At 56.3% G+C, this 21,532-nt stretch carries 19 protein-coding genes; 18 read left to right on the top strand and 1 reads right to left on the bottom strand.

Annotation, left to right across the window (positions count from 1 at the left end):
• The first annotated feature begins 101 nt into the window (after positions 1–101).
• The 6 genes from KQI65_10485 (at position 102) to KQI65_10460 (ending at position 8,371) form a co-directional block, all read left to right on the top strand.
• Positions 102–2,972: a S8 family serine peptidase gene (locus KQI65_10485; protein ID MCB2205166.1), complete on the top strand. Its 2,871-nt coding sequence runs from the start codon at positions 102–104 to the stop codon at positions 2,970–2,972.
• A 143-nt stretch (positions 2,973–3,115) separates the two neighbouring features.
• A complete protein-coding gene (locus KQI65_10480) occupies positions 3,116–3,337 on the top strand; it encodes a hypothetical protein (protein ID MCB2205165.1) in 222 nt (73 codons plus the stop codon).
• Between the two features lie 279 nt (positions 3,338–3,616).
• Complete coding sequence (nuoE, locus tag KQI65_10475; protein ID MCB2205164.1) at positions 3,617–4,108, top strand: NADH-quinone oxidoreductase subunit NuoE; 492 nt, start codon at positions 3,617–3,619, stop codon at positions 4,106–4,108.
• Positions 4,105–6,102, top strand: coding sequence for an NADH-quinone oxidoreductase subunit NuoF (locus KQI65_10470; protein ID MCB2205163.1), 1,998 nt, complete (start codon positions 4,105–4,107; stop codon positions 6,100–6,102). The genes nuoE and KQI65_10470 overlap by 4 nt, the downstream gene beginning before the upstream one ends.
• A 19-nt stretch (positions 6,103–6,121) precedes the next feature.
• A complete protein-coding gene (locus KQI65_10465) occupies positions 6,122–7,834 on the top strand; it encodes a [FeFe] hydrogenase, group A (GenBank protein MCB2205162.1) in 1,713 nt (570 codons plus the stop codon).
• 135 nt (positions 7,835–7,969) lie between these two features.
• The gene (locus tag KQI65_10460) at positions 7,970–8,371 is read left to right on the top strand and encodes a response regulator (GenBank protein ID MCB2205161.1); all 402 of its coding nucleotides are present in this window, start codon (positions 7,970–7,972) and stop codon (positions 8,369–8,371) included.
• 99 nt (positions 8,372–8,470) lie between these two features.
• On the opposite strand, the gene KQI65_10455 is transcribed toward KQI65_10460, so the two are convergent.
• A complete protein-coding gene (locus KQI65_10455) occupies positions 8,471–9,163 on the bottom strand; it encodes an FKBP-type peptidyl-prolyl cis-trans isomerase (protein MCB2205160.1) in 693 nt (230 codons plus the stop codon).
• Positions 9,164–9,388: 225 nt separating this feature from the next.
• On the opposite strand from KQI65_10455, the gene KQI65_10450 reads away from it, so the two are divergent.
• The 12 genes from KQI65_10450 to KQI65_10395 form a co-directional block, all read left to right on the top strand.
• Positions 9,389–10,345: an RNA pseudouridine synthase gene (locus tag KQI65_10450; protein ID MCB2205159.1), complete on the top strand. Its 957-nt coding sequence runs from the start codon at positions 9,389–9,391 to the stop codon at positions 10,343–10,345.
• Between the two features lie 240 nt (positions 10,346–10,585).
• Positions 10,586–11,872, top strand: coding sequence for a radical SAM protein (locus KQI65_10445; protein ID MCB2205158.1), 1,287 nt, complete (start codon positions 10,586–10,588; stop codon positions 11,870–11,872).
• 82 nt (positions 11,873–11,954) lie between these two features.
• Positions 11,955–12,713, top strand: a complete 759-nt coding sequence (locus KQI65_10440; protein ID MCB2205157.1) for a class I SAM-dependent methyltransferase — start codon at positions 11,955–11,957, stop codon at positions 12,711–12,713.
• A gap of 97 nt (positions 12,714–12,810) precedes the next feature.
• Positions 12,811–13,647, top strand: coding sequence for a DMT family transporter (locus tag KQI65_10435; GenBank protein MCB2205156.1), 837 nt, complete (start codon positions 12,811–12,813; stop codon positions 13,645–13,647).
• A 65-nt stretch (positions 13,648–13,712) separates the two neighbouring features.
• On the top strand, positions 13,713–14,135 hold the full coding sequence (gene ndk, locus KQI65_10430) for a nucleoside-diphosphate kinase (GenBank protein ID MCB2205155.1): 423 nt from the start codon (positions 13,713–13,715) through the stop codon (positions 14,133–14,135).
• A complete protein-coding gene (locus KQI65_10425) occupies positions 14,135–14,677 on the top strand; it encodes an NUDIX hydrolase (GenBank protein MCB2205154.1) in 543 nt (180 codons plus the stop codon). Before ndk ends, KQI65_10425 begins: the two co-directional genes overlap by 1 nt.
• Positions 14,677–15,960: a DUF1343 domain-containing protein gene (locus KQI65_10420; protein MCB2205153.1), complete on the top strand. Its 1,284-nt coding sequence runs from the start codon at positions 14,677–14,679 to the stop codon at positions 15,958–15,960. The genes KQI65_10425 and KQI65_10420 overlap by 1 nt, the downstream gene beginning before the upstream one ends.
• Positions 15,961–15,983: 23 nt before the next feature.
• Entirely contained in the window at positions 15,984–17,087 is a 1,104-nt protein-coding gene (locus KQI65_10415; protein MCB2205152.1) for a hypothetical protein, read from the top strand.
• Positions 17,088–17,102: 15 nt separating this feature from the next.
• On the top strand, positions 17,103–17,855 hold the full coding sequence (locus KQI65_10410) for a hypothetical protein (protein ID MCB2205151.1): 753 nt from the start codon (positions 17,103–17,105) through the stop codon (positions 17,853–17,855).
• Between the two features lie 271 nt (positions 17,856–18,126).
• Entirely contained in the window at positions 18,127–18,915 is a 789-nt protein-coding gene (locus tag KQI65_10405; protein ID MCB2205150.1) for a PorT family protein, read from the top strand.
• A gap of 44 nt (positions 18,916–18,959) precedes the next feature.
• Complete coding sequence (locus tag KQI65_10400) at positions 18,960–20,573, top strand: OmpA family protein (protein ID MCB2205149.1); 1,614 nt, start codon at positions 18,960–18,962, stop codon at positions 20,571–20,573.
• A 46-nt stretch (positions 20,574–20,619) separates the two neighbouring features.
• The coding region (locus KQI65_10395; GenBank protein ID MCB2205148.1) for a VWA domain-containing protein at positions 20,620–21,532 on the top strand (913 nt) is incomplete at its 3' end.

Genomic DNA, 21,532 nt, shown 5'->3' with positions numbered 1-21,532 from the left:
TGGAGCATACTGCCATGAAGTGTCTTCTCATCGCCGCTCTCATATTCTTGACCGGCTTTGTACCCCCTCTCCATTCCCAAACTCTTCCTCTCAAGCAGAAATTGCGTTATCAAATTCCCGAAGATGCAGAGCTCGTTCCGCACAGCATCATCGTAAAGTTTCGATCTTCCGTAGAACATCGACTTCGTCGTGAGGCCGCGAACATCGCTGCGATTTCTCCCCTGCTGGCACGATACGGCGTGCATGACATGCGGCAGATGTACCCGCGGCACGAATCCGTCTATCTCGCTGATGGCGCCGAAGTTGCCCTGCAGCGTATGTACCGTCTCGAATACAGCGACGATGCCGATCCCCGCCTCGTGGCCGCCGCATTTGCCAAGCTCGAGGACGTCGAGTACGCGGAACCGGAGGTGGTGCAGCACCTGCTGTACCGGCCGAACGATCCGCGGCTCGGCAGCCAGTATGCCCTCAGCCGTGTCGAAGCCGAAAAGGCCTGGGATATCAGTACAGGATCCGAAGACGTGGTGATCGCCATCGTAGACAGCGGTGTGCTGCTCACGCATGAGGATCTCAAGGATAAGATATGGGTCAATCCCGGGGAGGATATCAATGGTGACGGCGTCTATACGGAAGCCGACATCGACAGTATTGACAATGACGGTAATGGCTATGTCGACGATATCATCGGCATCGATTTCGTGGGCCCTTCACTCGTCATGGGTGGTGCCTACTATGACAACAATCCTGATCCCACGCGTCTCGGGCATCCGCACGGCACGCATGTGGCAGGTATCGCCGCTGCCAGCGGTGATAACGGCAAGGGTATCGCCGGACTGGCATACAACTGCAAGATCCTTCCCGTGAAATGCGGATCGGATCGTTACGCACCCTCGATTCTCCGTGGATACGACGGTATCGTTTACGCTGCGGATATGGGTGCCGACGTCATCAACTGCAGCTGGGGAGGTGGCGGTTATCTGCAGAGTCAGAAAGAGCGCATTGATTACGCCATCTCGAAAGGCGCCATCGTCGTCGCAGCCGCCGGCAATACCGGGACGGAAACCGTCTCGACACCCGGAGCCTATCCGAATGTGCTCAGCGTCGCAAACACCAATTCAACCGACGGGATTGCTTCCTCCTCCACCTACGGTTCCTGGGTCGACGTTTCGGCTCCAGGCACGAGTATCCTGAGCTGCGTGATCAACAATGATGCGGCATATCAGGAATTCAGCGGTACGTCGATGGCCTCGCCGTATGTCGCAGGACTGGCGGGACTGGTCAAAAGCCATATGCCGTCGCTCACGCCGGAACAGATATTCGAACAGATTCGTGTGACCAGCGATCCGATAGATCACCTGCAGCACAACAGGTACACGAACAAAATCGGCAAAGGACGCATCAACGCATATCGTGCGCTGACCGAATCCTCCCCAGCGGTGCGCCTGGTCGACTGGTACTTCAGCGACGAAACCTATGGCAATGGCGATGGCATCCCCGAGCAGGGAGAAAAGCTGGAAATTGTCATGCGCTGGAAAAACCTTCTCGACGCGACACAGAACGCGGTGATCACGCTGTCAACGGAGAATGAATACGTCACGGTCAACGACTCCGTATTCAACGCCGGAGCCATCCCGACCTTCGGTGAAGTCACCAATGAAAGTCAACCGTTTCTCCTTACCATCGATGACGTTTATTCACCGAACAATCAGGTCAACCTCTTTTACCGGGTGGTGGATGACGAGTATACGGACTATGGCGGCGTGTTCTTCATCCAGCAGCCGACGTACAGGGATCACGATATCAACGACGTTCGTCTGACACTCACCAACGACGGCAATCTCGGTTATGATGACCTTTCCGGTGTCACCGGATCCGGCCTGCGCTATAAAGGACAGGAGGACGTCCTTTTCGAGGGTGCGCTCATTGTCGGCGCTGAGGTGAACATGGTGCCAGTCGTGGTCGACGTCGCACGCACCGGTGCGAATTCCCAGCAGAAAGACTTTGCCGGTGAGGGACTGGTCTACATCGATACCCCGGGTAAAATTGCGGAGCAGCAAGGCTATGCCGATTTCTGGGATGCCAACGCCCCGCTCTCCGGTCGCATACAGACCCGGGTTACCCTCAACAGCTACGCGTTTACGCGTCCCGAAGGACGCAACATGATATTCCTGCGCTATACCTTCCGCAATATTTCCGCGAATACGCAGGAGAACTTCCATGCCGGACTCTTTTTCGACTGGGATGTCAGCTCCAATTCCCAGGCGGATGTGGCGAAATACATCGATTCGCTGAAACTGGGTCTGACCTACGACTCCCTCGGTATCCCGCCGTTCCCTGTCACTGTCGGCACCGTGCTGCTGTCACCCGAATATGGCACGAACTACTGGGGCATCAACAACCGTGACAACGACAACGATACGCGCATCGGGATCTACAACGGTTTCGACAAGGATGAGAAGTGGAAAGCGCTATCGTCCGGCATCGTGCAGCCCATCGCCGGCGTCACCGACGTCTCGCAGCTGCTGGGCATGGGGCCCGTGGATATCGAGCCCGGCGACAGCATCGTCGTCGGCTTTGCCATCATTGCCGGGGACTCACCCTCCGATGTCATGGCTTCCGTGCCAAATGCACGTGCGCTGTGGGATACGATCAATCGTCTTCACAATGCTACTGCCGTCATCCCGGTTGCACCTGTTCCATCGCAGCTGACGCTGCACAGTGTCTCACCACAGCCAACAACCCTTTCACACGGCAGTATTACGCTGGACGTCGAGATGGCGAAAAGCGGTAACCTGAGCGTGGAACTCTATGATCTGCTCGGCCGCAATGTCGCCACACTCATGCAGCAGTGGCGTCCCTCCGGCAGGCAGCATATCCCGCTGTTTCTTCCCAATATCCCCGCAGGCAATTACATCCTGCACATCGATGGTCTGAAGACAAACCGACAGCAGATGCTGCTCGTGCTTCCGTGACATCACAGAAAAAAAACGTCATTTTTTTCAACTTATTTTGTCCACCCCACCCATTCGAGAGGTATATAGAGAAAAGGATGTCCATTTGTTCTACGTGACCACCGGCTGCTGCCGCGTCCGGCAGGAGCTTCGGAATGTCAACCATGGAAGAAAAACAGCTTACCGTCGAGGATATTGAGAAAAAACAGCGATTGCTCGCTATCCTCTTCAAAGTCTTCATCGCTGTGATGATCCTGATTGCCTGCGTTTTTGCAGGTTGGCTCATTTCATTCATCAGCTACGCCTCGGAAATTATAGGCGTAATCCACAATTCAGGACTCGCGGAACCGCTGGCGAAGTTCGCTGGCAGCCCCTGGCTCGGCTGATCACGGCTGGCAACCCCGTTTGCGCCACGACAGGAGTCACTGTCGGGACTCTTGCAGCCCCTGATTGATGTCGGAAAATATCGATGTTGATACTCCCTGCGTATCAGCATCGATTTTTTTGTAATTTTTTTGAATCGTGAAATATATATCTAATAAGGGGTTGCGGCGATTGTGAATTGCGGGTATGCATGCTGTATTTGCGTTGAATGCCGCAGAAATATATATTGCGGCCGCTTTAAACGAGAAAAAATTCTCGAAAAATGGCTTGGAAAAGAGGCAATGACGCAAACCGATCAGCAAATTATTGAAATTCTCGGGCGGTATCCGGCAAAAGACGCCGCCTGTCTCATCGACCTGTTGCAGGATGTACAGGAGTGCTGCGGCTATCTTCCGGACCGGGAGATGCAGCTTGTCGCCCGGCACGTTGATATTCCGGTATCGCGCGTGTATGGTGTGGCGACGTTCTACAATCAGTTTCGCTTCCAGCCCCTGGGAAAATACGTGATCAAGGTTTGCAGGGGAACAGCGTGTCATGTGCAGGGCTCGCAGGGAATACTCACGACGCTCGAGCATGAACTGGGGATACGTGCGGGAGAAACCACCAAAGATCTGCTATTCACAATCGAAACTGTCGCCTGCATTGGAGCCTGCAGCATCGCTCCTGTCATCGCGATCAACGACACCTTTCATGGAGGACTGACGACCAAATCCCTCCAGAAGCTTCTGCGGAATTACCGCCGCGGGGAGGAATTGGCGGAGGTAAAACGATGAATACATTCGCGCAGAACATCTTTGAACAATGCCATCACACCGCCACCGATCCATGCCCGCATTTCGCACGCTGTGTGCATGAGGGACAGCAGTGCGAAGGGGCAGAGGTCAGTGCGCAGCGCCTGGCGAAATACACCCGTGAGCTGCGTCTCGAACAACATGATTCCCCCTTCGTGTTCGTCGGTATGGGAACCTGCGGACTCGCCAACGGCGCACAGGAAGTATTTGAAGCATTGCGTGCGGAATGTGACGCGCGCGATATCCCGGCCCGTATCATCCCCGTGGGATGCGTGGGCTTTTGTGCACGCGAAGTCATCGTGGATATCAAGCTGCCGGGACATCCTCGCATCAGCTACTGTGAGGTGCGTGGCGCGGATATTCCGCGCATCGTTGAACGTACGCTCCTGGAGGGGGAGGTGCTGGAGGACAAGCTGCTCGGAGCGTTCGGGCAGGGAGAGCAGCCGGGCTGGGAGCAACTGACGCAATTACATGATCTGCCGTTTTTCGCACGACAGATGAAAATCAATCTCGAAAATTGCGGTATATCCGACCCCGAAAATATCGACCAGTATCTCGTTCGTGGCGGGTACAGGGCGCTTGCTCATGTCATTGAGCGAGGCAGCCCGCAGCAGGTTATCGACGATGTGCTGATGGCGGGACTCAGAGGCCGTGGTGGCGGTGGCTTCCCGACGGGGAAAAAGTGGCAGTTCGCCCGGGATACGGAAGCAGACAAAAAATATCTCATCTGCAATGCCGACGAAGGGGACCCCGGGGCGTTCATGGATCGGGCACTGCTTGAGGGCGATCCTCATCGCGTGGTTGAAGGAATGATCGTGGCGGCCTATGCCATTGGCGCGTCTGCCGGGTACATTTACTGCAGAGCGGAGTATCCACTTGCCATCAGTCGTCTGGAAAAGACCCTGGAAACCGCCCGTGCCTACGGCCTGCTGGGGAAAAACATCCTCGGAAGCGGATTCGATTTCGAAATGCGCATCAAGAAAGGAGCCGGGGCCTTTGTCTGCGGCGAAGAGACTGCGCTTATTCAATCAATTGAAGGTCAGCGCGGCATGCCGCGTCCGCGTCCGCCATTCCCGGCAACCGCCGGACTCTTCGGAAAGCCGACTGTCATCAACAATGTCGAAACCTTTGCCAATGTGACTACGGTGTTCAAGTACGGTGCCGAGAGCTACGCGGGCATCGGAACGGAAACATCGAAGGGAACGAAGATCTTTGCGCTGTCGGGTCAGGTCTGCAACGTGGGACTCGTGGAAGTGCCGATGGGCGTCACACTGCGGGAAATCGTGTTCGACATTGGCGGAGGCATTCCGAACGGCCGGAAATTCAAGGCGGTACAGATCGGAGGTCCGTCAGGGGGAGCGCTGCCTGAAACCGTCATCGATACGCCGGTGGACTATGAAAGTCTGAAGGAAATCGGTGCGATGATGGGGTCAGGCGGACTCGTGGTCATGGACGAGAGCACCTGCATGGTCGACCTCGCGAAGTATTTCATGACCTTCATCCAGAGCGAATCCTGCGGGAAGTGCATTCCCTGCAGGGAAGGAACGAAGCGGCTGCTGGAGATTCTTGAACGGCTTTCCCGCAGTCATCGTGACGAGCATTCGCAGGAAGACGCGCTGCTGCGCTTCCAGGGAATGGTGTATCTCGAACGACTCGCTTCGGTGATCAAGGATACCTCGCTGTGCGGACTGGGACAGACGGCAGCCAATCCCGTCTTGAGTACACTGCAGTATTTCAGGGAGGAATACGAGGAACATCTTTATGATCGCCACTGTGCGGCCGGCGCATGCCGCGAACTTCTGACGTACACCATCGATACAGAGATCTGTAACGGCTGCGGGGTCTGTGCGCGGAAATGTCCTCAGGATGCCATCGTAGGCAACAAGAGGCAAGCCCACTATATCATCGACGACAAGTGCATTCGCTGCGACCAGTGCCGCGTGAATTGCAACTTCGATGCCATCTGTGTGAACTGAGACCGGGAGCAATGAGACAATGCATATTACACTGAATGGACGTGCCTGCTGGGCAAAACCTGGTGAAACCATCCTGGATGTCGCCAGGCGTGAAGGGATCAATATTCCTACGCTCTGCCATCTGAGCGGATTTTCCCCGACAGGCTCCTGCCGTATCTGCACCGTGGAAGTCGCCGGCAGCGGTGCACTCGTGCCCGCCTGCGCATATCCCGTGCAGGAAGGTATGGACGTGCAGACAAACAGTCCCCGCGTGCGTCGTGCGCGGAAAACCATTATTGAACTGCTCATCGCGAATCATCCGCAGGACTGTCTTTACTGCGTGCGCTCCGGGAATTGCGAGCTGCAGAAGCTGACACAGGAATATGGTGTACGCACGCATCGCTACGCCGGAGAACGGCGAAAGGCACGGATCGATATCGCGAGTCCGGCAGTGGAACGTGACCCGGAGAAATGCATTCTCTGTGGACGCTGCGTTCGCATCTGCCATGAAGTGCAGCATGTCGGTGCCATCGATTTCGTGCACCGCGGCTTCCGCAGCGCCGTCGCTCCTGCGCTCGAGCGCAGTCTCAACACCGTGACCTGCGTGGAATGCGGGCAATGCATCGTGCATTGTCCGGTCGGCGCTCTCACGGAGAAGAGCCATCAGAAAGCCGTGTGGGAAGCGATCAATGATCCCGATCGTTTCGTGGTATTCCAGGTTGCACCTGCGGTACGCGTCGCACTCGGTGAAGAATTCGGCGCGCAGCCGGGTACCGTTGTCACGGGAAAAACGGTGGCTGCTCTGCGGAGACTCGGAGCGGACCGCGTATTCGACACGAACTTCAGCGCGGATCTCACCATTCTTGAAGAAGCACACGAACTGCTTCAACGCATACAGGAAGGCGGGCGTCTGCCGATGATGACGTCCTGCAGTCCCGGCTGGGTCAAGTTCATCGAACACTGCTATCCCGACCTGCTCGATGGACTGAGCAGTTGCAAGTCGCCGCATGAAATGCACGGAGCACTGCTGAAGTCGTACTATGCCTCGAGCATCGGTATGGATCCATCCAGGCTCTTTGTCGTATCGGTCATGCCCTGCACGGCGAAAAAATATGAGGCCCAGAGACCCGAACTGGGAGCGGATGCGCCGGATGTCGATGCGGTACTCACCACCCGTGAGCTGGCGCGCATGATACGGGTGGCCGGACTCGATTTTTTCAAGCTGCCCAATGAAGGCTTTGATGACCCGTTGGGTGAATCAACAGGCGCCGGTGCCATTTTCGGTGCAGCCGGAGGGGTGATGGAAGCTGCGCTCCGGACCGCGCATCATGCGCTGACGGGCGAGGATATGCGTTCCCTGACGTTTGCGCCGATCCGGGGACTCGATGGTGTCAAGCAGGCAGAAGTGCGTATCGGAGACGTTACGTTGCGCGTTGCGGCTGTCAGCGGACTGAAGAATGTCAAACCGCTGCTTGACGAAATCCGCGCCGGGAAATCACCCTACCATTTTATAGAAGTGATGGCCTGTCCCGGAGGCTGCGTAAACGGGGGAGGACAGCCTCTTCCGTCAACACCGGAAAAGCTGCGTTTACGTACCGAGAGCATCTACCAGCTCGACAGGGAATCGCCGCGCCGCTGCAGTCACCGCAATGAAAGTGTCCTGAAGCTGTATGCGGATTTCCTTGAAAGGCCCGGAAGCCATCGCGCGCACGAACTTCTGCACACGCATTATGTGGCGCGTGAGGCAGATTGAATTCTGAGAATATGACATCCTCCTCTCACCGCGTCTGTCGCTTCCTCTCCGCAATTCCGCGGGGAGGAAGCGCAGCCGGCCTCTGGTCGCTGCAGGAGGTTTACAATACGTTTAGCACAAGTTGAGGATAGAACCATGCAGAAAATCCTGCTCGTCGACGACGATGTCGACATCATCGAGACGTACCGCGCCGTGCTCGAACAGGCGGGATATGAGGTACGTTTCGCGCACGATGGTGCATCAGGCTTCGAATTGTTCAAGAGCTTTCTGCCCGATGCTGCCGTGGTGGATCTCGCGATGGAACATTTCGACAGCGGGTTCACGCTGTGCAAGCGCATCAAGGAACTCCCTGCGGGGAAAACCACACCGGTGATAATCCTGACATCGGCCGGACACGACACCGGATACCGCTTCTCTACCCAGAGCAATGAGGAAAAGCAGTGGATTAAGGCAGACCATTTCCTCGATAAACCGGTCGCACCGCAGGACCTTCTGCAGTTCCTGCATGACCGCGTCCTCAAAACCGCCGACGCCTGAGCGTCGGTCCCGCCAATCTGGGTATAAACAGACGGTCCCTCACCGCTGAGCGATGAGGGACCGTAACGTTTTATCGTTTGGGAACGACCCGTGAAAAAATTATTTCACGATATCGAGCAATTCAACTTCGAAGATGAGCGTGGCATTCGGACCGATATCCTGTCCTGCACCCCGCTCGCCGTAGCCCAGTTCGCCAGGGATATACACTTCCCACTTCGAACCCACCGGCATCAGCTGCAGTGCTTCGGTCCATCCCGGAATCACCTGCCCCACACCGAACTCTGCCGGCTCACCACGTTTGTAACTGCTGTCGAATTCGGTGCCGTCAATCAGCGTACCGCGGTAGTTCACGCGCACCTTGTCCGTCTTCTGCGGCTTGGGTCCGTCACCCATCTTGATAACCTTGTATTGCAGGCCACTCTCGGTGGTGACAACGCCTTCCTTTTCCTTGTTCTCGGCGAGCCACTTGTCGCCTTCTTCCTTGTTCTTCGCGCCCGAGGCCGCACGCTCTTCCTGCTGCTTGGCCATCAGCTCTTTCTGGTATGACATCCAGATTTGCTGGGCATCTTCTTCCGTCATCTTGGTCTCACCCTCGTTCATCAGATCACGCATCGCTGCGGCGACAACGGTCGGATCGACATCGATGCTCTGCATCTTGAAGTTTGTGCCGATGTTGTAACCGATTGCATAGCTGACGCTGTCTTTGCGCGTTTTCAGGTCAACATTTTCCTGCGCGTTATTCTGGCATGACATGAGCAGCATGGCCAGGGTGAGGATAGATAAGAAACGCATAGAATTAGATCTCCAGTATGAATAATGGTTCAGAGTTCTCAGTGCAAGACCATTAAAGTAGAAAACTTTTCCGCCATAGTGCAAACCATCCTTTTGTCCCTCCTTTGCACCATTGCGGTTCTACATGCGATCCCTTCGATTCGTAGCGTCTTCAAGTCTTCGTTTCCACCTGAAATATGCAGTTTCTGCATATTTGTTTGCGTGTGGATATGCAGTTTCTGCATAATGTGGCTGTACGGAGTCCCGGACAACTGGAAAAAGGCGATTGTTCTGCACAACAGCGGGTATACATATAGAGATAATATTTCGACGGCGGACGCCGGACTGAGTGCGTTGGAGTATTATCTGCGCCATTATCATCACTCGAGCGAGGAGGAGTGGCGTGCACATTTCCATGAGGGTCGTATTCGCAGGGGAGAGGAAATACTTTCTGAAGTCAGTCTGCTGCAGGCCGGAGACCGCATCAGTTACAGTCGACCTGCATGGGATGAGGAGGATGTCCCCACGGTGATCCCGCTGCTCAGTGAGGGCGATGGCTGGCTGGTGTTCGCGAAGCCATCGGGCTTGCCCGTACTGCCCGGCGGCGGTTTCCTCGAAAACACCATGCTGCGTCTGTTGCGTCGAAGTTTCGGTGAGAACCTTGCCCCTGTGCACCGGCTCGGCCGCGGCACGAGCGGCGCCATGCTGTTCACGAACAGCGATGCCGCCGCGTCTATGCTTTCGGCTGCCATGCGTGAGCGTCGCATTGAAAAGACCTACCTCGCGCTGGTTGTCGGACTCCCTGAGAAGGACAGTTTCACAGTCGACATTGCCATCGGGCGTGTGCCCCATCCTACACTGCATGCCGTGTACGCCGCGATGCCCGGCGGCAAACCCTCGATCAGTCATTGCCGGGTCCTTCACCGGGATGCCGCACAAAATGTCACACTACTCGAGGTTCGTATCCCCACCGGCCGGCCACATCAGATTCGCATACACTGCGCGGCGGCGGGTTTTCCTCTGCAGGGGGATCCTCTTTACGGAATCGGGGGAACGCCGCTTGTCCGCGAGGATGGCAGCGTGGCAGTACCGGGTGACTGCGGGTATCATCTGCATTCCTGGAAACTGTGCTTCCCGTCCCTTTCCGGAGAAGGAATGGTAACCGTCGAAGCGCCTCCACCCGTCGTACTGAATCCCTCCTGAATGCTGCAGAAGTCTCGCAGTCCCTGTTTCCCGCGGAAATCTTCTCGGGAGGGAACGCATTCCGCACGCTGAATTCACTTGCCGGGTGGCGGGAGTTTTCGTAAAATCCTGTGTTGAAGACAATGAAATGCGAAGATGCCGACGGCACCGCAGGTTCTGCCGCCGCCTGCCATCCGGTACCGGTATCTCGCAAGATTACCGAAGAACCTGGCGGTGTGCCTGATCAGGGGAACACGTATCATGAACACAGATTATTCTCCGCGGACGTTGTACAGGCTGCCCTGGAACTTCGCGGACAACGCCATCAGCTGGCTTGAACCAACGAGTACATGCAATCTCTACTGCGACGGATGTTATCGCGAAAACCGTAATTCCTCGCACAAACCGATCGACGAGGTGCAGCATGAGCTGGACGTTTTCGAACGTCTCCGGAAATGTGACGGTGTTTCGATCGCAGGTGGGGAACCGCTCACGCATCCCGATATCGTCGAGATCGTGCGCAGGGTAAAGGCCAAGGGGTGGAAGGCCATCATCAACAGTAATGGGGCGCTGCTTTCGCGCGAGCTCCTGCGCGAGCTCAAGAGGGCGGGATGCGATGGATTTACCTTTCACGTGGACAGTGGGCAGAAGCGCCCCCACTGGCAGGATAAATCCGAAGTCGAACTCAACCAGCTCAGGCAGCAGCTTGCTGACATGCTGCATGAGGTGGGGGGTATGACCTGTTCGTTCAATGCGACGGTGTATCCCGAAACCCTGCGCGACGTACCTGCAATCCTCGAATGGGGACAGCAGAACATTGACCGCGTGCATGTCATGGTCTTTATCAATTATCGCATGGCCATACTGGGCAAGGATTTTGATTTCTATGTCGGTGATCATCAGGTGCAGTTCGATGACATGATGTACTCGAAAAATGACGATGATCGCAGAACGGATATCACTTCGCCCGAAGTTGTGGACACCATCCGTGAGATGTATCCGGACTTTATGCCGAGCGCCTTTCTCAACGGGACGGAGCAGCCTGACACGTATAAATGGCTTCTTACGGGACGGATGGGAAACAGGAAAAAAATCTTCGGGTATGTCGGTCCACGCTTCATGGAACTCGTGCAGAGCTGGACACATCTGACGACGGGGAAATATCTTGCCTACGCACCGCCCGGTCTCCAGAGAAAGGGACGGCTGTATTTCCTCCTCGCCCCGTTTGACAGGGGACTGCGGCGCATCATGCGAAACTACTTCAGGGCATTGTTCCGCGCTCCTTCCGCGTTTTTCAGACGTCTGCACTTTCAGTCCGTCATGATCATCCAGCCCGCGGATGTCCTCGACTCCGGTTCCGTGAACATGTGCGACGGCTGTCCCGACATCACCGTCTGGAATGATCAGCTTGTCTGGAGCTGCCGAATGGAGGAGCAGATGCGCTGGGGGCAGAATATGCGTATGGTTCCACGGAAACATGAAAGTGCTGTTGCACACGACAGTATGCCCCAGGAAGCGGTGGCGGAAGCGCCGCGCGATATTTCCTGACCCCTGCGCCGGATGCTCACATTGTTCCTTGGCACGGAGCGCTGTAATTTCAGCACTTCAGCAATAACGCGGGAACAAGGAAATGAGCGACCAGCTCGACAGTGCCGATTATTATCACATCGCCTACGATGCGCATGGCATCATGAATCCGCTTGCGGACGACCGGCTTCTTTTCCTGGCCAGGCAATGCGGTCTCGATGCACAGTCACGTATTCTCGACATCGGCAGCGGCAACGGGTGGGCTTCCATGCTCCTGTGCCGCGAGTTCGGCTGTCACAGTACGCAGGTGGATATTTCGGAACAATGGACGGCGCGGGCGCGACAGCTCTTCGAGCAGGAGCGTCTGCTGGACAGGACGGAAATTCATTGCCTCGACGCCTCGTCCTTTTTTCTCGAGGAGAACACGTATGACCTCGTGCTCTGTCTCGGGACGGCACCTGTTTTCGGTGGATTTGCGCCCGCGCTTCAGAAGCTTGATCCGGCACTCCGGGATTCCGGCCACATTATCATCGGTGAGCCCAGCACGGAACCGCCCCTCCCACGGCGCTACCAGGAGTATCTCGATGCATTCGGGTGGGAGATATTTTCTTCAAAAACCCTCATGCGTCTGATCGACGACTGTGGCATGGAAATGCTGATGACCCTCCGTAGTACCGCAGATGAATGGGACCGGTACATGGGCCTGCAGTGGAAAGCCATCAGTGACCGCCTGCGCGAGGCTCCCGATGATGCGCAGTTGCAGGAATTCGCCGAATGGGCCCGCGACGAGCAGGAATCCTATCTCCGATTTCAGAGGCACTGGGTCGACTGGAATATTCTGCTTCTGCGCAGCCTGACCTGACGAGGCCCTGCTGCTGCAAAGCCCGGTCTGGAGAATATTCCCGGACTCCGTATATTGAGGGATGGACCTGCGTGCACGAAACGTTCTGACGCCCGGCATGCGCTATATGATCAGCGCTGCGGTGTTCTTCAGTATGATGGGGTTGTTTGTCCGTCTCGTACGCGACATCCCGTTCCTTGAAGTGGTCGTGTTTCGTGCACTGGTAAGCCTCGTCATCTCCGCCGCACTTCTGCTCCGGGCGGGAAAATCGCTCTGGGGAAAAAACAAGGGGCTGCTTTTCCTCCGCGGTCTCTTCGGGTTTCTCGGTCTTTCGGCTTACTTCTATACCATTCACGCGATGCCGCTCGCGGAGGCCGTGACAATACAGTACACCAATCCGTTGTTCACGGCTCTCTTCGCGCCCTTCATTCTCAAGGAGCGAACGCATGGGAGCGAATGGCTGGCGGGGTTGCTCGCGTTCGGCGGCGTTCTGCTGATCGCACAGCCAACGTCGGTATCGGCCGTGCTCCCGGCGCTGATCGGTCTGGGAGGCGCCATGTGCAGCGGACTTGCCTACAACATTGTGCGTAAGCTCGGTATGGAGGGTGAGGACCCGTTGACGATTGTCATGTATTTCCCTCTCATCGCTGTTATCCTGGCCGCCCCGCTCGCTGCGACGAGCTGGCGCATGCCCGTCGGCATGGAGTGGTTGATTCTGCTCGGTGTTGGTGTGACGACACAGATCGCGCAGGTCTCGATGACAAAGGGATTGCGGCTGGAGCGCGCTGCGCGGGCGACGGTCGTGAACTACTTCGTGATATTTCTTTCCACCATGTATTCGCTGCTGCTCGGCGAGTCGCTGACCATTTACTCCTTCCTCGGCATGGCCGCAATCATCGCCGGCATCACCGTGCTCAGCGGCTGGCGTCCCTCACGTTTGCGCAGAGCGCGCTGATCCCGTTATTTTTCGACAAACGAACACATCACTTCATTTACTCACCATACACAGGAACACATACTTTGGAACGAACACTTGCAATTCTCAAGCCCGACTGCGTCAGGAAAAACCTGATCGGCGATGTCATCAAGCAGATCACCGAAGCCGGATTCCGCGTACGCGGCATGCGCATGGTGTGGCTGACGGCTGAAACCGCCGGCGGGTTCTATGAAGTGCACCGCGAGCGCCCCTTCTTCAACGACCTCGTTGCCTTCATGTCTTCCGGTCCCTGCGTCCCCATCGTTCTCGAGAAAGACAACGCCGTTGCGGACTTCCGCACGCTCATCGGCGCCACCGATCCCGCAGAGGCGGCAGATGGCACCGTGCGCAAGCTGTATGCCGACAGCAAGGGCGAGAACATTGTCCATGGATCCGACAGCGATGAAAATGCCGCGATCGAGATCGGATATTTCTTTGCCGGACGCGATCTGATCGATCAGGCCTGATGTCTCTCGGACGCTGGACACGGCGCGCCGGGGAAGTCCTTCTGCGAAATCCCTGGTGGGAATACCGGCGTGATGATGTGACACTCCCCTCGGGATCCCGGGGGGAGTATCATTTCGTGCACACCCCCGGATCGGTGATGGTCATTCCCGAGCATGAGGATGGCCGCATCGTGCTCGTGCGGCAGTATCGCTACCTCAACGATCGGGAGAGTGTGGAGTTTCCGGCCGGGGGTGTCAAAGAGGGACAGGGGAGGGAACAGGCCGCAAGGGCGGAATTACGGGAGGAAGCCGGGCTTGAGGCTGCCGAGCTGCAGGAGATCGGGCAATTCAATCCTTTCAACGGCGTGACTGACGAGCTCTGCAGTGTGTATCTCGCCCGCGGACTGCGTGCCTGTGCAGCAGCGCCTGATGAAACCGAAGAATTTGAAATCCTCACCTTGCGCAGCGAGGAATTTCCGGCGATGGTGAAAGACGGGCGCATCTGGGATGGCATGACACTTGCAACATGGAGCCTCTTGCGCAGTATGCGGGAGCAGAAGTGATGCTGCATTCCGTTTCCCGGTGGAGGGTGTATTTCCCGCTTCCATTCACCATGCTTCTCGTCTGCATGCTGATGCTTCCCCGGACCGGGATGGCGCGGGGCACATTGCCACGGGATATGTCAGCGGGACCTACGCCTGCGGTGAAGCTCGGATGTGAAGTGCTGCTTTCGGATTCACTGCATTTGATCAACGGCAAGAGGGTGGGATTGCTGTGCAACCATACGTCGCTTCTTTCGAACGGCGTCGCGTTATTCGACACCCTTCGCCAGCTCGATGCCGTGGAACTTGCAGCAGTGTTCACACCGGAGCACGGTTTCACCGGAAGTGCGGATGCGGGATTGCATGTCTCTTCAGGCCGCATTGGTGACATTCCTCAATACTCCCTTTACGGGAATACGCGGCGTCCCACACACGAAATGCTTTCCGGTATCGACGTGCTGCTGATGGATTTGCAGGATGTCGGCGCGCGATACTATACCTATATCACGACCATGATGTTCTGTCTCGAGGAAGCGGCGAAGACGGGTACGAGGGTTGTTGTACTCGACCGCCCCAATCCCCTTGGTGGCGTGCAGGTGGAAGGTCCCATCCGCGACGACAGTCTGCAGAGCTTTGTGTCGTATCTTCCCGTTCCCGTGCGTCATGGGATGACAGCAGGAGAACTGGCGCGCATGGCCATTGGGGAGGGATGGCTGCGTGGTGGCGTGCGTCCTTTCTGTACCGTCGTCCCAATGCGTGGATGGAAGCGGGAAATGGTTTACGAAGATACAGGTCTGCCCTGGCGTCGTCCCTCTCCCAACATCATTTCGCCCGAGGCGGCGCTTGCCTACGTGGGCACCTGTCTGTTTGAAGGCAGCAACATTTCAGAGGGTCGCGGTACCGCAATTCCGTTCCTGCTCATCGGCGCCCCATTTGTTGACGGGGCCGCTGCAGTCGCGGCGCTGAATGGACTTCATCTGCCGGGCGTACGTTTCTCGGAGGAAACGTTCACACCGGAGTCTCGTCCCGGAGCACGCCACCCCCGTTACGAAGGGGAACGCTGCGGCGGCATTCGCCTGCAGATAACGGATGCGCGCAGCTTTCCGGCATGGCGATGCGGTGTGGAAATTCTTCGTGTCCTACGGCATCTGCATCATGGAAAAGTGCGCTGTACGTCGTATCTTTCCCTATTGACCGGTATCGCTCGCCCTTGCACAACATTGTCTGCGACACTGCGGGGGGCAATCGATGAAGACATCGCAACGTTTCGCCGCGTCAGTCTGCCGTACCTCCTGTACCACTAATCATATCCACGAGGCTTACTTCCATGCTGTTGAGGAATGCGCTGCTTCTCGTACTGTTTCCCATGCTTCTCTGCAGCTGTGGGCAGGAAAACAAAAAAGCCGAGATGGATGTGAAATCCGTCACCGACAGCGGCGGCGATGAAAGCGAACAGATGCTGACAGCAGATGACAGAGGCGCTTCCATCGCTCTCGATGCGCCTGTTTCGCTCACCTACCATTTCACTCGTGGAGACAGGTTCGGTTACGCGTTCACCTCGCTGCAGCAGGTGAATCTCTACAAGGACTCCGTCGCGGAAAAGAACCGGCAGGAAATTCGCCACTGGTATCGCTTCGAGGTACTGGAGGCCGCGGAAGGCGGAGGTGGGCGACTGCGTGTTACCTGTGACAGAGTGACCTTTCATGGAAGCTATGAGGCACCGGACGGCAAAAACGAACTCGACTATGATTCGGACGCGGACAACAGCTACGAGGTCGAAAAGCGCTTCGCCGAACACAACGCTCCCGTGGATGCACCATTCGAGATCACGGTGGATCCGGATGGCCGGATCAGCAGCGTCAGCAAGCTTGACAGCGTGGTGAAAAATTATCTCCGCGATGATTACGGTACGACAAGAAAAAGTGATATTGAAAGCATAAAGCAGGCGATTTCGGTGGCCAAGCTGAAGGCGGTCCTTCAGCTTGCCTTTCAGAAACTTGCCGATCACCCGGTCGCAAAAGATTCGACCTGGCAGATTGTACGTCCCGAAACGCTCGGCTATCTTGCGAAAGAAGATGTCGCCCGCTATACCGTCAAGGACATCGTGAGTTCGCCGAAAGGGCGTGTTGCGCACATCGCAGTGCATATCAGCTCACGCTATACAGGCGATAAAACCTTCGATACCGGTCAGGGGATGGCAACAATGGACACCTTCGATGTAACCGCAGGGGGTATTACGGTGTTCAATATGTTGCACGGTCGCATGCAGCGCAGAAATCTTCGCACGGATGTCAATGTGCGCATGTATGTCGAGCCCCCTGACGAGCTCAAGGAACTGGCTCCGGAGCAGGCAAAAAACTTCTGGTGGACGCAGAAGGCCTACACTGAAGATCGTATAGAACCGTATTCTCCCACGACACTGGACAACTGACGAGCACCGGCACGCATGCTCATTATTCCCGCACTCCATATCCGCAAGGGACGTTGTACCCGCACCGCCGAAGGCGAAGCCGGAACAGAAGGAAAGTATCCGCTGCATCCGGCGGATGTCGCACGACTCTGGCGTGGGGAAAATGCGAAGGCGCTGCACGTGGCCGGTCTTGACATGCCTGGAGAAGATCGCCCAAAGCAAATCTCCGTACTGCGGGCAGTCGTCGATGCCGTGGACATTCCCATTCAGTTCTCCTCCGCAATCAGCGGGGAAGACGACATCGCCGCCGTTCTCGAAGAAGCAGGCGCATCGCGCATGGTCGTTCCTGTCGCGCAGCTCCGTGACGGACTCGATCTGCAGAACCTGCTCTCCCGATTCGGACCGAGAAAGATCGTCGTGAATCTTTCCTTCGACGGCAGGGAGATAATTTCCGGCGGTTCCGTCACGGCGCAGCAGTTTACCGATATGGCCGCAGCCTGGAAACAGCAGGGTCTGCAGCGTATCGTCGTTACCGAAACAAGTATGCAGATTTCGCTGCCCGGAGCTTTCGCGGATTTCTTGCATTCGCTTGCTGAAAGGACTAACTTATCAGTCACGCTGAATGGCTCCGTCCGGGAGTACAAGGATCTCAAACTGCTGCAAAACCTCTATCCCCGGAAAATCGATTCCATAATTCTGGACGAAGCATTATATTCCAACGCTTTTCCCTGCCAGAAGATCTGGCGCAAAGCGGAACAACAGCTGATCACTCAGCACAAGCTACTCTGAGTCTGATGCCCTTCAACACAACAGACATGGGATTCCCATCATTGATATTTCCCCGTTACGGGTCGGGAAAGTCATTGACATTAAAATCATTATTCGTATATTCTTGTGTGAATATTTTTCACATAAGTTGGCTGTTTTCAACGATTTCTGGGAATTCGGCTCGCTCATTTACGTAGCTGTTCGCTCTTTTGTTTTCCGGTCCGGTATTGTTAATACAATATTTCGTGTAAATAGGTCTTTTTTTTATTGGTCATTGATATCAGGTGTGCTTATGAGATTACCCTTTCTGCGATCTTGTTTTGTGATCGCAAGCCTGCTGGTCATGTCAAGCGCTGGCATGGCACAGACCGTCTACAGCCCTGACGTCTCTCGTGTGTTTGTCAGCGGCTTTCTGGGGTTGAATCACAACACGAACATGGGGGAGTTCAGAACCGATTGCGATTGTAATTTCGAAGGCGGTTTCAACCTCGCGAACATCGGCGCCCAGATCGGAGCGGACATTACGTACGCCTGGTCACCATCCTGGGCTGTCATGGCAAAAATCTTTTATGACAACAAGCACACCATGGAATCCTATGAGCGTGACATCGACACGCCGATCTCCACAGGGTCTCAGGTTCGGGTCGATCCGGTGACGTATGAGGAAATCGGTGATGTGTCACTCTCGTACCTGACTGTCGGACTCTATGCCCGCTGGCAGCCGCGTCTCGCCCGCTGGTACGTTTTTGCGGGTCCCGCCGTCGGTATTCCCATGGCCGCGAACATTCGTCATGATCAGGAAATCGTTGATGCGGAGCTGTCGTATCGTGAGCTGCTGGATACGCGTCGTGAAGTATCCACTGGCGAATTCGACGGAACGCTTCGACTCGAAGCGATGGTCGGTTTCGGCTACGATTATATCGTCCGACCGCGCTGGTACATCAACCCTGAAATCCGTGTCGGGTATCCGCTGACGAAAGTCACGGACATCGTAACGGACAGGGGTCGTGATATCGCCCTCGATGATTGGAAGGTGATGTCAGTCCAGTTCTCCATCGGGCTCAAGTACGAGGCCTTCTAATCTCCAATTCACGATTCCCCCTCACTATTGCGGGTTTGGATTACATGCAACGGTACGCATCTTATATTACTAGCCTCATTTTTGTCGCGGTTCTGCTGAGCGGCTGCTCCGGTACGGAGCCTGCCGACATCGCATTGGTTACGGGCGGTGTTGTGGAAAACGTCGGCGAAAATGTTAATTCCGCGTGGGACGATTACGCCCCGGCGGTAACTGCGAACGGAACACTGTTTTTCACTTCCCGTCGTCCCAATCCCAAGCGTCAGGATTACTGGGATGACGTGTATCGCGTCAACCACATCGAACGCGACTGGGAAAAGCCCGTGTACCTCTCCGAGGTCATCAACACGCCGGAATCCCAGGGTGCGATCTCCATCTCGCCCGACGGGCGTACGCTTTTCCTTGCGCTTTGCCGCCAGCCTGACGGCTTCGGCAAATGCGACATCTACATGGCGGAATGGAATGACCGCGGCACCGAGTGGTCCTCTGCCCGCAATCTCGACAATCCCGAAGGCAAGGACCTTCGCATGGAGCCTGTCGTGGACAACTTTGATCAGATCAACACGACGTACTGGGAATCCCAGCCTTCCATCGCGCCGGACGGACGCACGCTGTACTTCGCCTCGGATCGTCCGGGCGGCTACGGTGGCACGGATCTCTGGATGTCCCGCCGTCAGCTCGACGGAACCTGGGGACGCCCGGTAAATCTCGGGCCGGATGTCAATACCAAGGGCGAGGAGCGCACACCCTCTATCGCCTTCGACGGCCGCACCCTTTATTACTCTTCCGACGGTTTCCCCGACGGCGAGAATTCCAAGGCAGCCGGTGGTATGGACCTGTACGTCACACGCAACCAGGGCAGCCGCTGGTCCCGTCCGATGAATCTCGGATACCCGATCAATTCCGTGAACGATGACGTGTTCATTTCCTCAACCCTTTCCGGTGACACCCTGTACTTCGCGTCAAATCGTCCGGGTGGCTACGGGGAATTCGATCTGTATCTGCTTCTCGATCCGCCCTTCCCGCCTGACGCCGTCGTGAACATCTTCGGTGTGGTGACCGACATTGAAACCGGTCAGCCGCTGGCATCCACACCGATCACCATTGAGGATTACGGCACGGGCGAGATCATCAACAAATTCCAGAGCCTCGAAAGCGGCCAGTATCAGTTCATCGTTCCCGCCGGTCGCGAGTATCGTATCAGTGCGGAGCAGAAGGGTTACATCTTCAAATCGGAAGTGTTTGAAGTTCCTGAACTGACCACATACCGTCGACTCGAAAAGAATATTGCACTCGAACCCATACCGCCCATCATCACGGTTCCGCCGAAAACGAACCTGACCGTGCTCTTCGACTTTGACAAGGCGACCCTGCGTCCCGAATCCAAGCCCGAACTCGAGCGCGCAATCCGCTTCATTCTGCAGAACCCGGGACGTCGCTTTGAAATCTCTGCGCACACCGATGCACTTGGCACGGAAGAATACAATCTGGATCTCTCCGAACGCCGGGCAGCCGCCGTCAAGACCTATCTGGTTGAAAACGGTGTGCCGGAAGATATCATCATCAGCAAGGGCTATGGTGAGTCGCAGCCTATTGACGATAATGAGACACCACAGGGCCGCCAGCGCAACCGTCGTGTTGAGCTGACAGTCATTGAATAACGACACGAAGAGTTAAGAATAGATTTTTCCCAGCACGAGGTATGCAATGAATACAATGGTCACTGCTGTACGTACCATGCGTTCATGGAGCTTCATTATTCTGCTTGCCGCTTTCTTCGGTCTCTCGCAGACCGCAGAAGCGCAGCCGAACCTGAACTTCAAGCGCATCACGGTGAACTGGCCGACGATCGAGCTGTATTTCTCGGTCGGCTGTAACGGCAATCCTGCTTACAACATGGCAAAGCAGGATTTCAAGATTTTCGAAAACGGCGTTGAGGTCAAGGACTTCACGCTGTGGTGTCCCGATCCGACGGTGCGCTGCGCGATTTCGGTCGCCCTGGTATTCGATGCCTCGGGCTCGATGAGCGGGGCGGGGAACGCGGGTGCAAAAGCCGCGGGCCGTGCGTTTGTGGATCTGATGGACGGCGTGCTCGATGAGGCGACGATCATCTGGTTCAACACGGCAGTGAACATCGCCCAGCAGATGACCACGCTCAAACCGTTGCTGTACTCGGCGGTCGACGGCCTTCCGGCCGGGGGCGGCACGGCCGTCTGGGACGGCTGTTATGCCGGTATCATCGAGCTGATCAACAACGGCGTCAACCAGTGCCGTGCGGTGATCGTGATGACCGACGGTGGGGACAACTCATCGACACGCACACCGGCGGAGATTATCTCGCTGGCCAACCGCAACCGTATCCGCGTGTTTACGATCGGCCTGGGAACGTCGATCAACGCGACCGAGCTCGAGATGATCGCGCTGCTGACAGGCGGGCGCTACTACCAGACGCCGAACGCGGGTCAGCTGGCGGCGATTTACCAGGAGATTTCGACGATTATCTTCCAGGGCTTCCAGGAGTGCGTGATCACCTACGAGCGCGACTGCGCCGATGGCGGGATGCGCACGGTGGAGCTGCAGCTGGTGAACTTCTGCGGCGGGACGGACGTGAAGACGAAGA

This window comes from bacterium (assembly GCA_020444325.1).
GTDB lineage: Bacteria > Bacteroidota > Ignavibacteria > SZUA-365 > SZUA-365 > BM516.
Note: the sequence above shows the minus strand (reverse complement) of the source record. Positions and strands in the feature narration are given on the sequence as shown.

What these genes read in the sequence shown, in the direction of transcription:
- KQI65_10480 (MCB2205165.1), top strand. Translation starts at nt 3,116, where the DNA reads ATGGAAGAAAAACAGCTTACCGTCGAGGATATTGAGAAAAAACAGCGA.
- nuoE (MCB2205164.1), top strand. Translation starts at nt 3,617, where the DNA reads ATGACGCAAACCGATCAGCAAATTATTGAAATTCTCGGGCGGTATCCG.
- KQI65_10470 (MCB2205163.1), top strand. Translation starts at nt 4,105, where the DNA reads ATGAATACATTCGCGCAGAACATCTTTGAACAATGCCATCACACCGCC.
- KQI65_10465 (MCB2205162.1), top strand. Translation starts at nt 6,122, where the DNA reads ATGCATATTACACTGAATGGACGTGCCTGCTGGGCAAAACCTGGTGAA.
- KQI65_10460 (MCB2205161.1), top strand. Translation starts at nt 7,970, where the DNA reads ATGCAGAAAATCCTGCTCGTCGACGACGATGTCGACATCATCGAGACG.
- KQI65_10455 (MCB2205160.1), bottom strand. Translation starts at nt 9,163, where the DNA reads ATGCGTTTCTTATCTATCCTCACCCTGGCCATGCTGCTCATGTCATGC.
- KQI65_10450 (MCB2205159.1), top strand. Translation starts at nt 9,389, where the DNA reads ATGTGGCTGTACGGAGTCCCGGACAACTGGAAAAAGGCGATTGTTCTG.
- KQI65_10445 (MCB2205158.1), top strand. Translation starts at nt 10,586, where the DNA reads ATGAACACAGATTATTCTCCGCGGACGTTGTACAGGCTGCCCTGGAAC.
- KQI65_10440 (MCB2205157.1), top strand. Translation starts at nt 11,955, where the DNA reads ATGAGCGACCAGCTCGACAGTGCCGATTATTATCACATCGCCTACGAT.
- KQI65_10435 (MCB2205156.1), top strand. Translation starts at nt 12,811, where the DNA reads ATGCGCTATATGATCAGCGCTGCGGTGTTCTTCAGTATGATGGGGTTG.
- KQI65_10425 (MCB2205154.1), top strand. Translation starts at nt 14,135, where the DNA reads ATGTCTCTCGGACGCTGGACACGGCGCGCCGGGGAAGTCCTTCTGCGA.
- KQI65_10420 (MCB2205153.1), top strand. Translation starts at nt 14,677, where the DNA reads ATGCTGCATTCCGTTTCCCGGTGGAGGGTGTATTTCCCGCTTCCATTC.
- KQI65_10415 (MCB2205152.1), top strand. Translation starts at nt 15,984, where the DNA reads ATGCTGTTGAGGAATGCGCTGCTTCTCGTACTGTTTCCCATGCTTCTC.
- KQI65_10410 (MCB2205151.1), top strand. Translation starts at nt 17,103, where the DNA reads ATGCTCATTATTCCCGCACTCCATATCCGCAAGGGACGTTGTACCCGC.
- KQI65_10405 (MCB2205150.1), top strand. Translation starts at nt 18,127, where the DNA reads ATGAGATTACCCTTTCTGCGATCTTGTTTTGTGATCGCAAGCCTGCTG.
- KQI65_10400 (MCB2205149.1), top strand. Translation starts at nt 18,960, where the DNA reads ATGCAACGGTACGCATCTTATATTACTAGCCTCATTTTTGTCGCGGTT.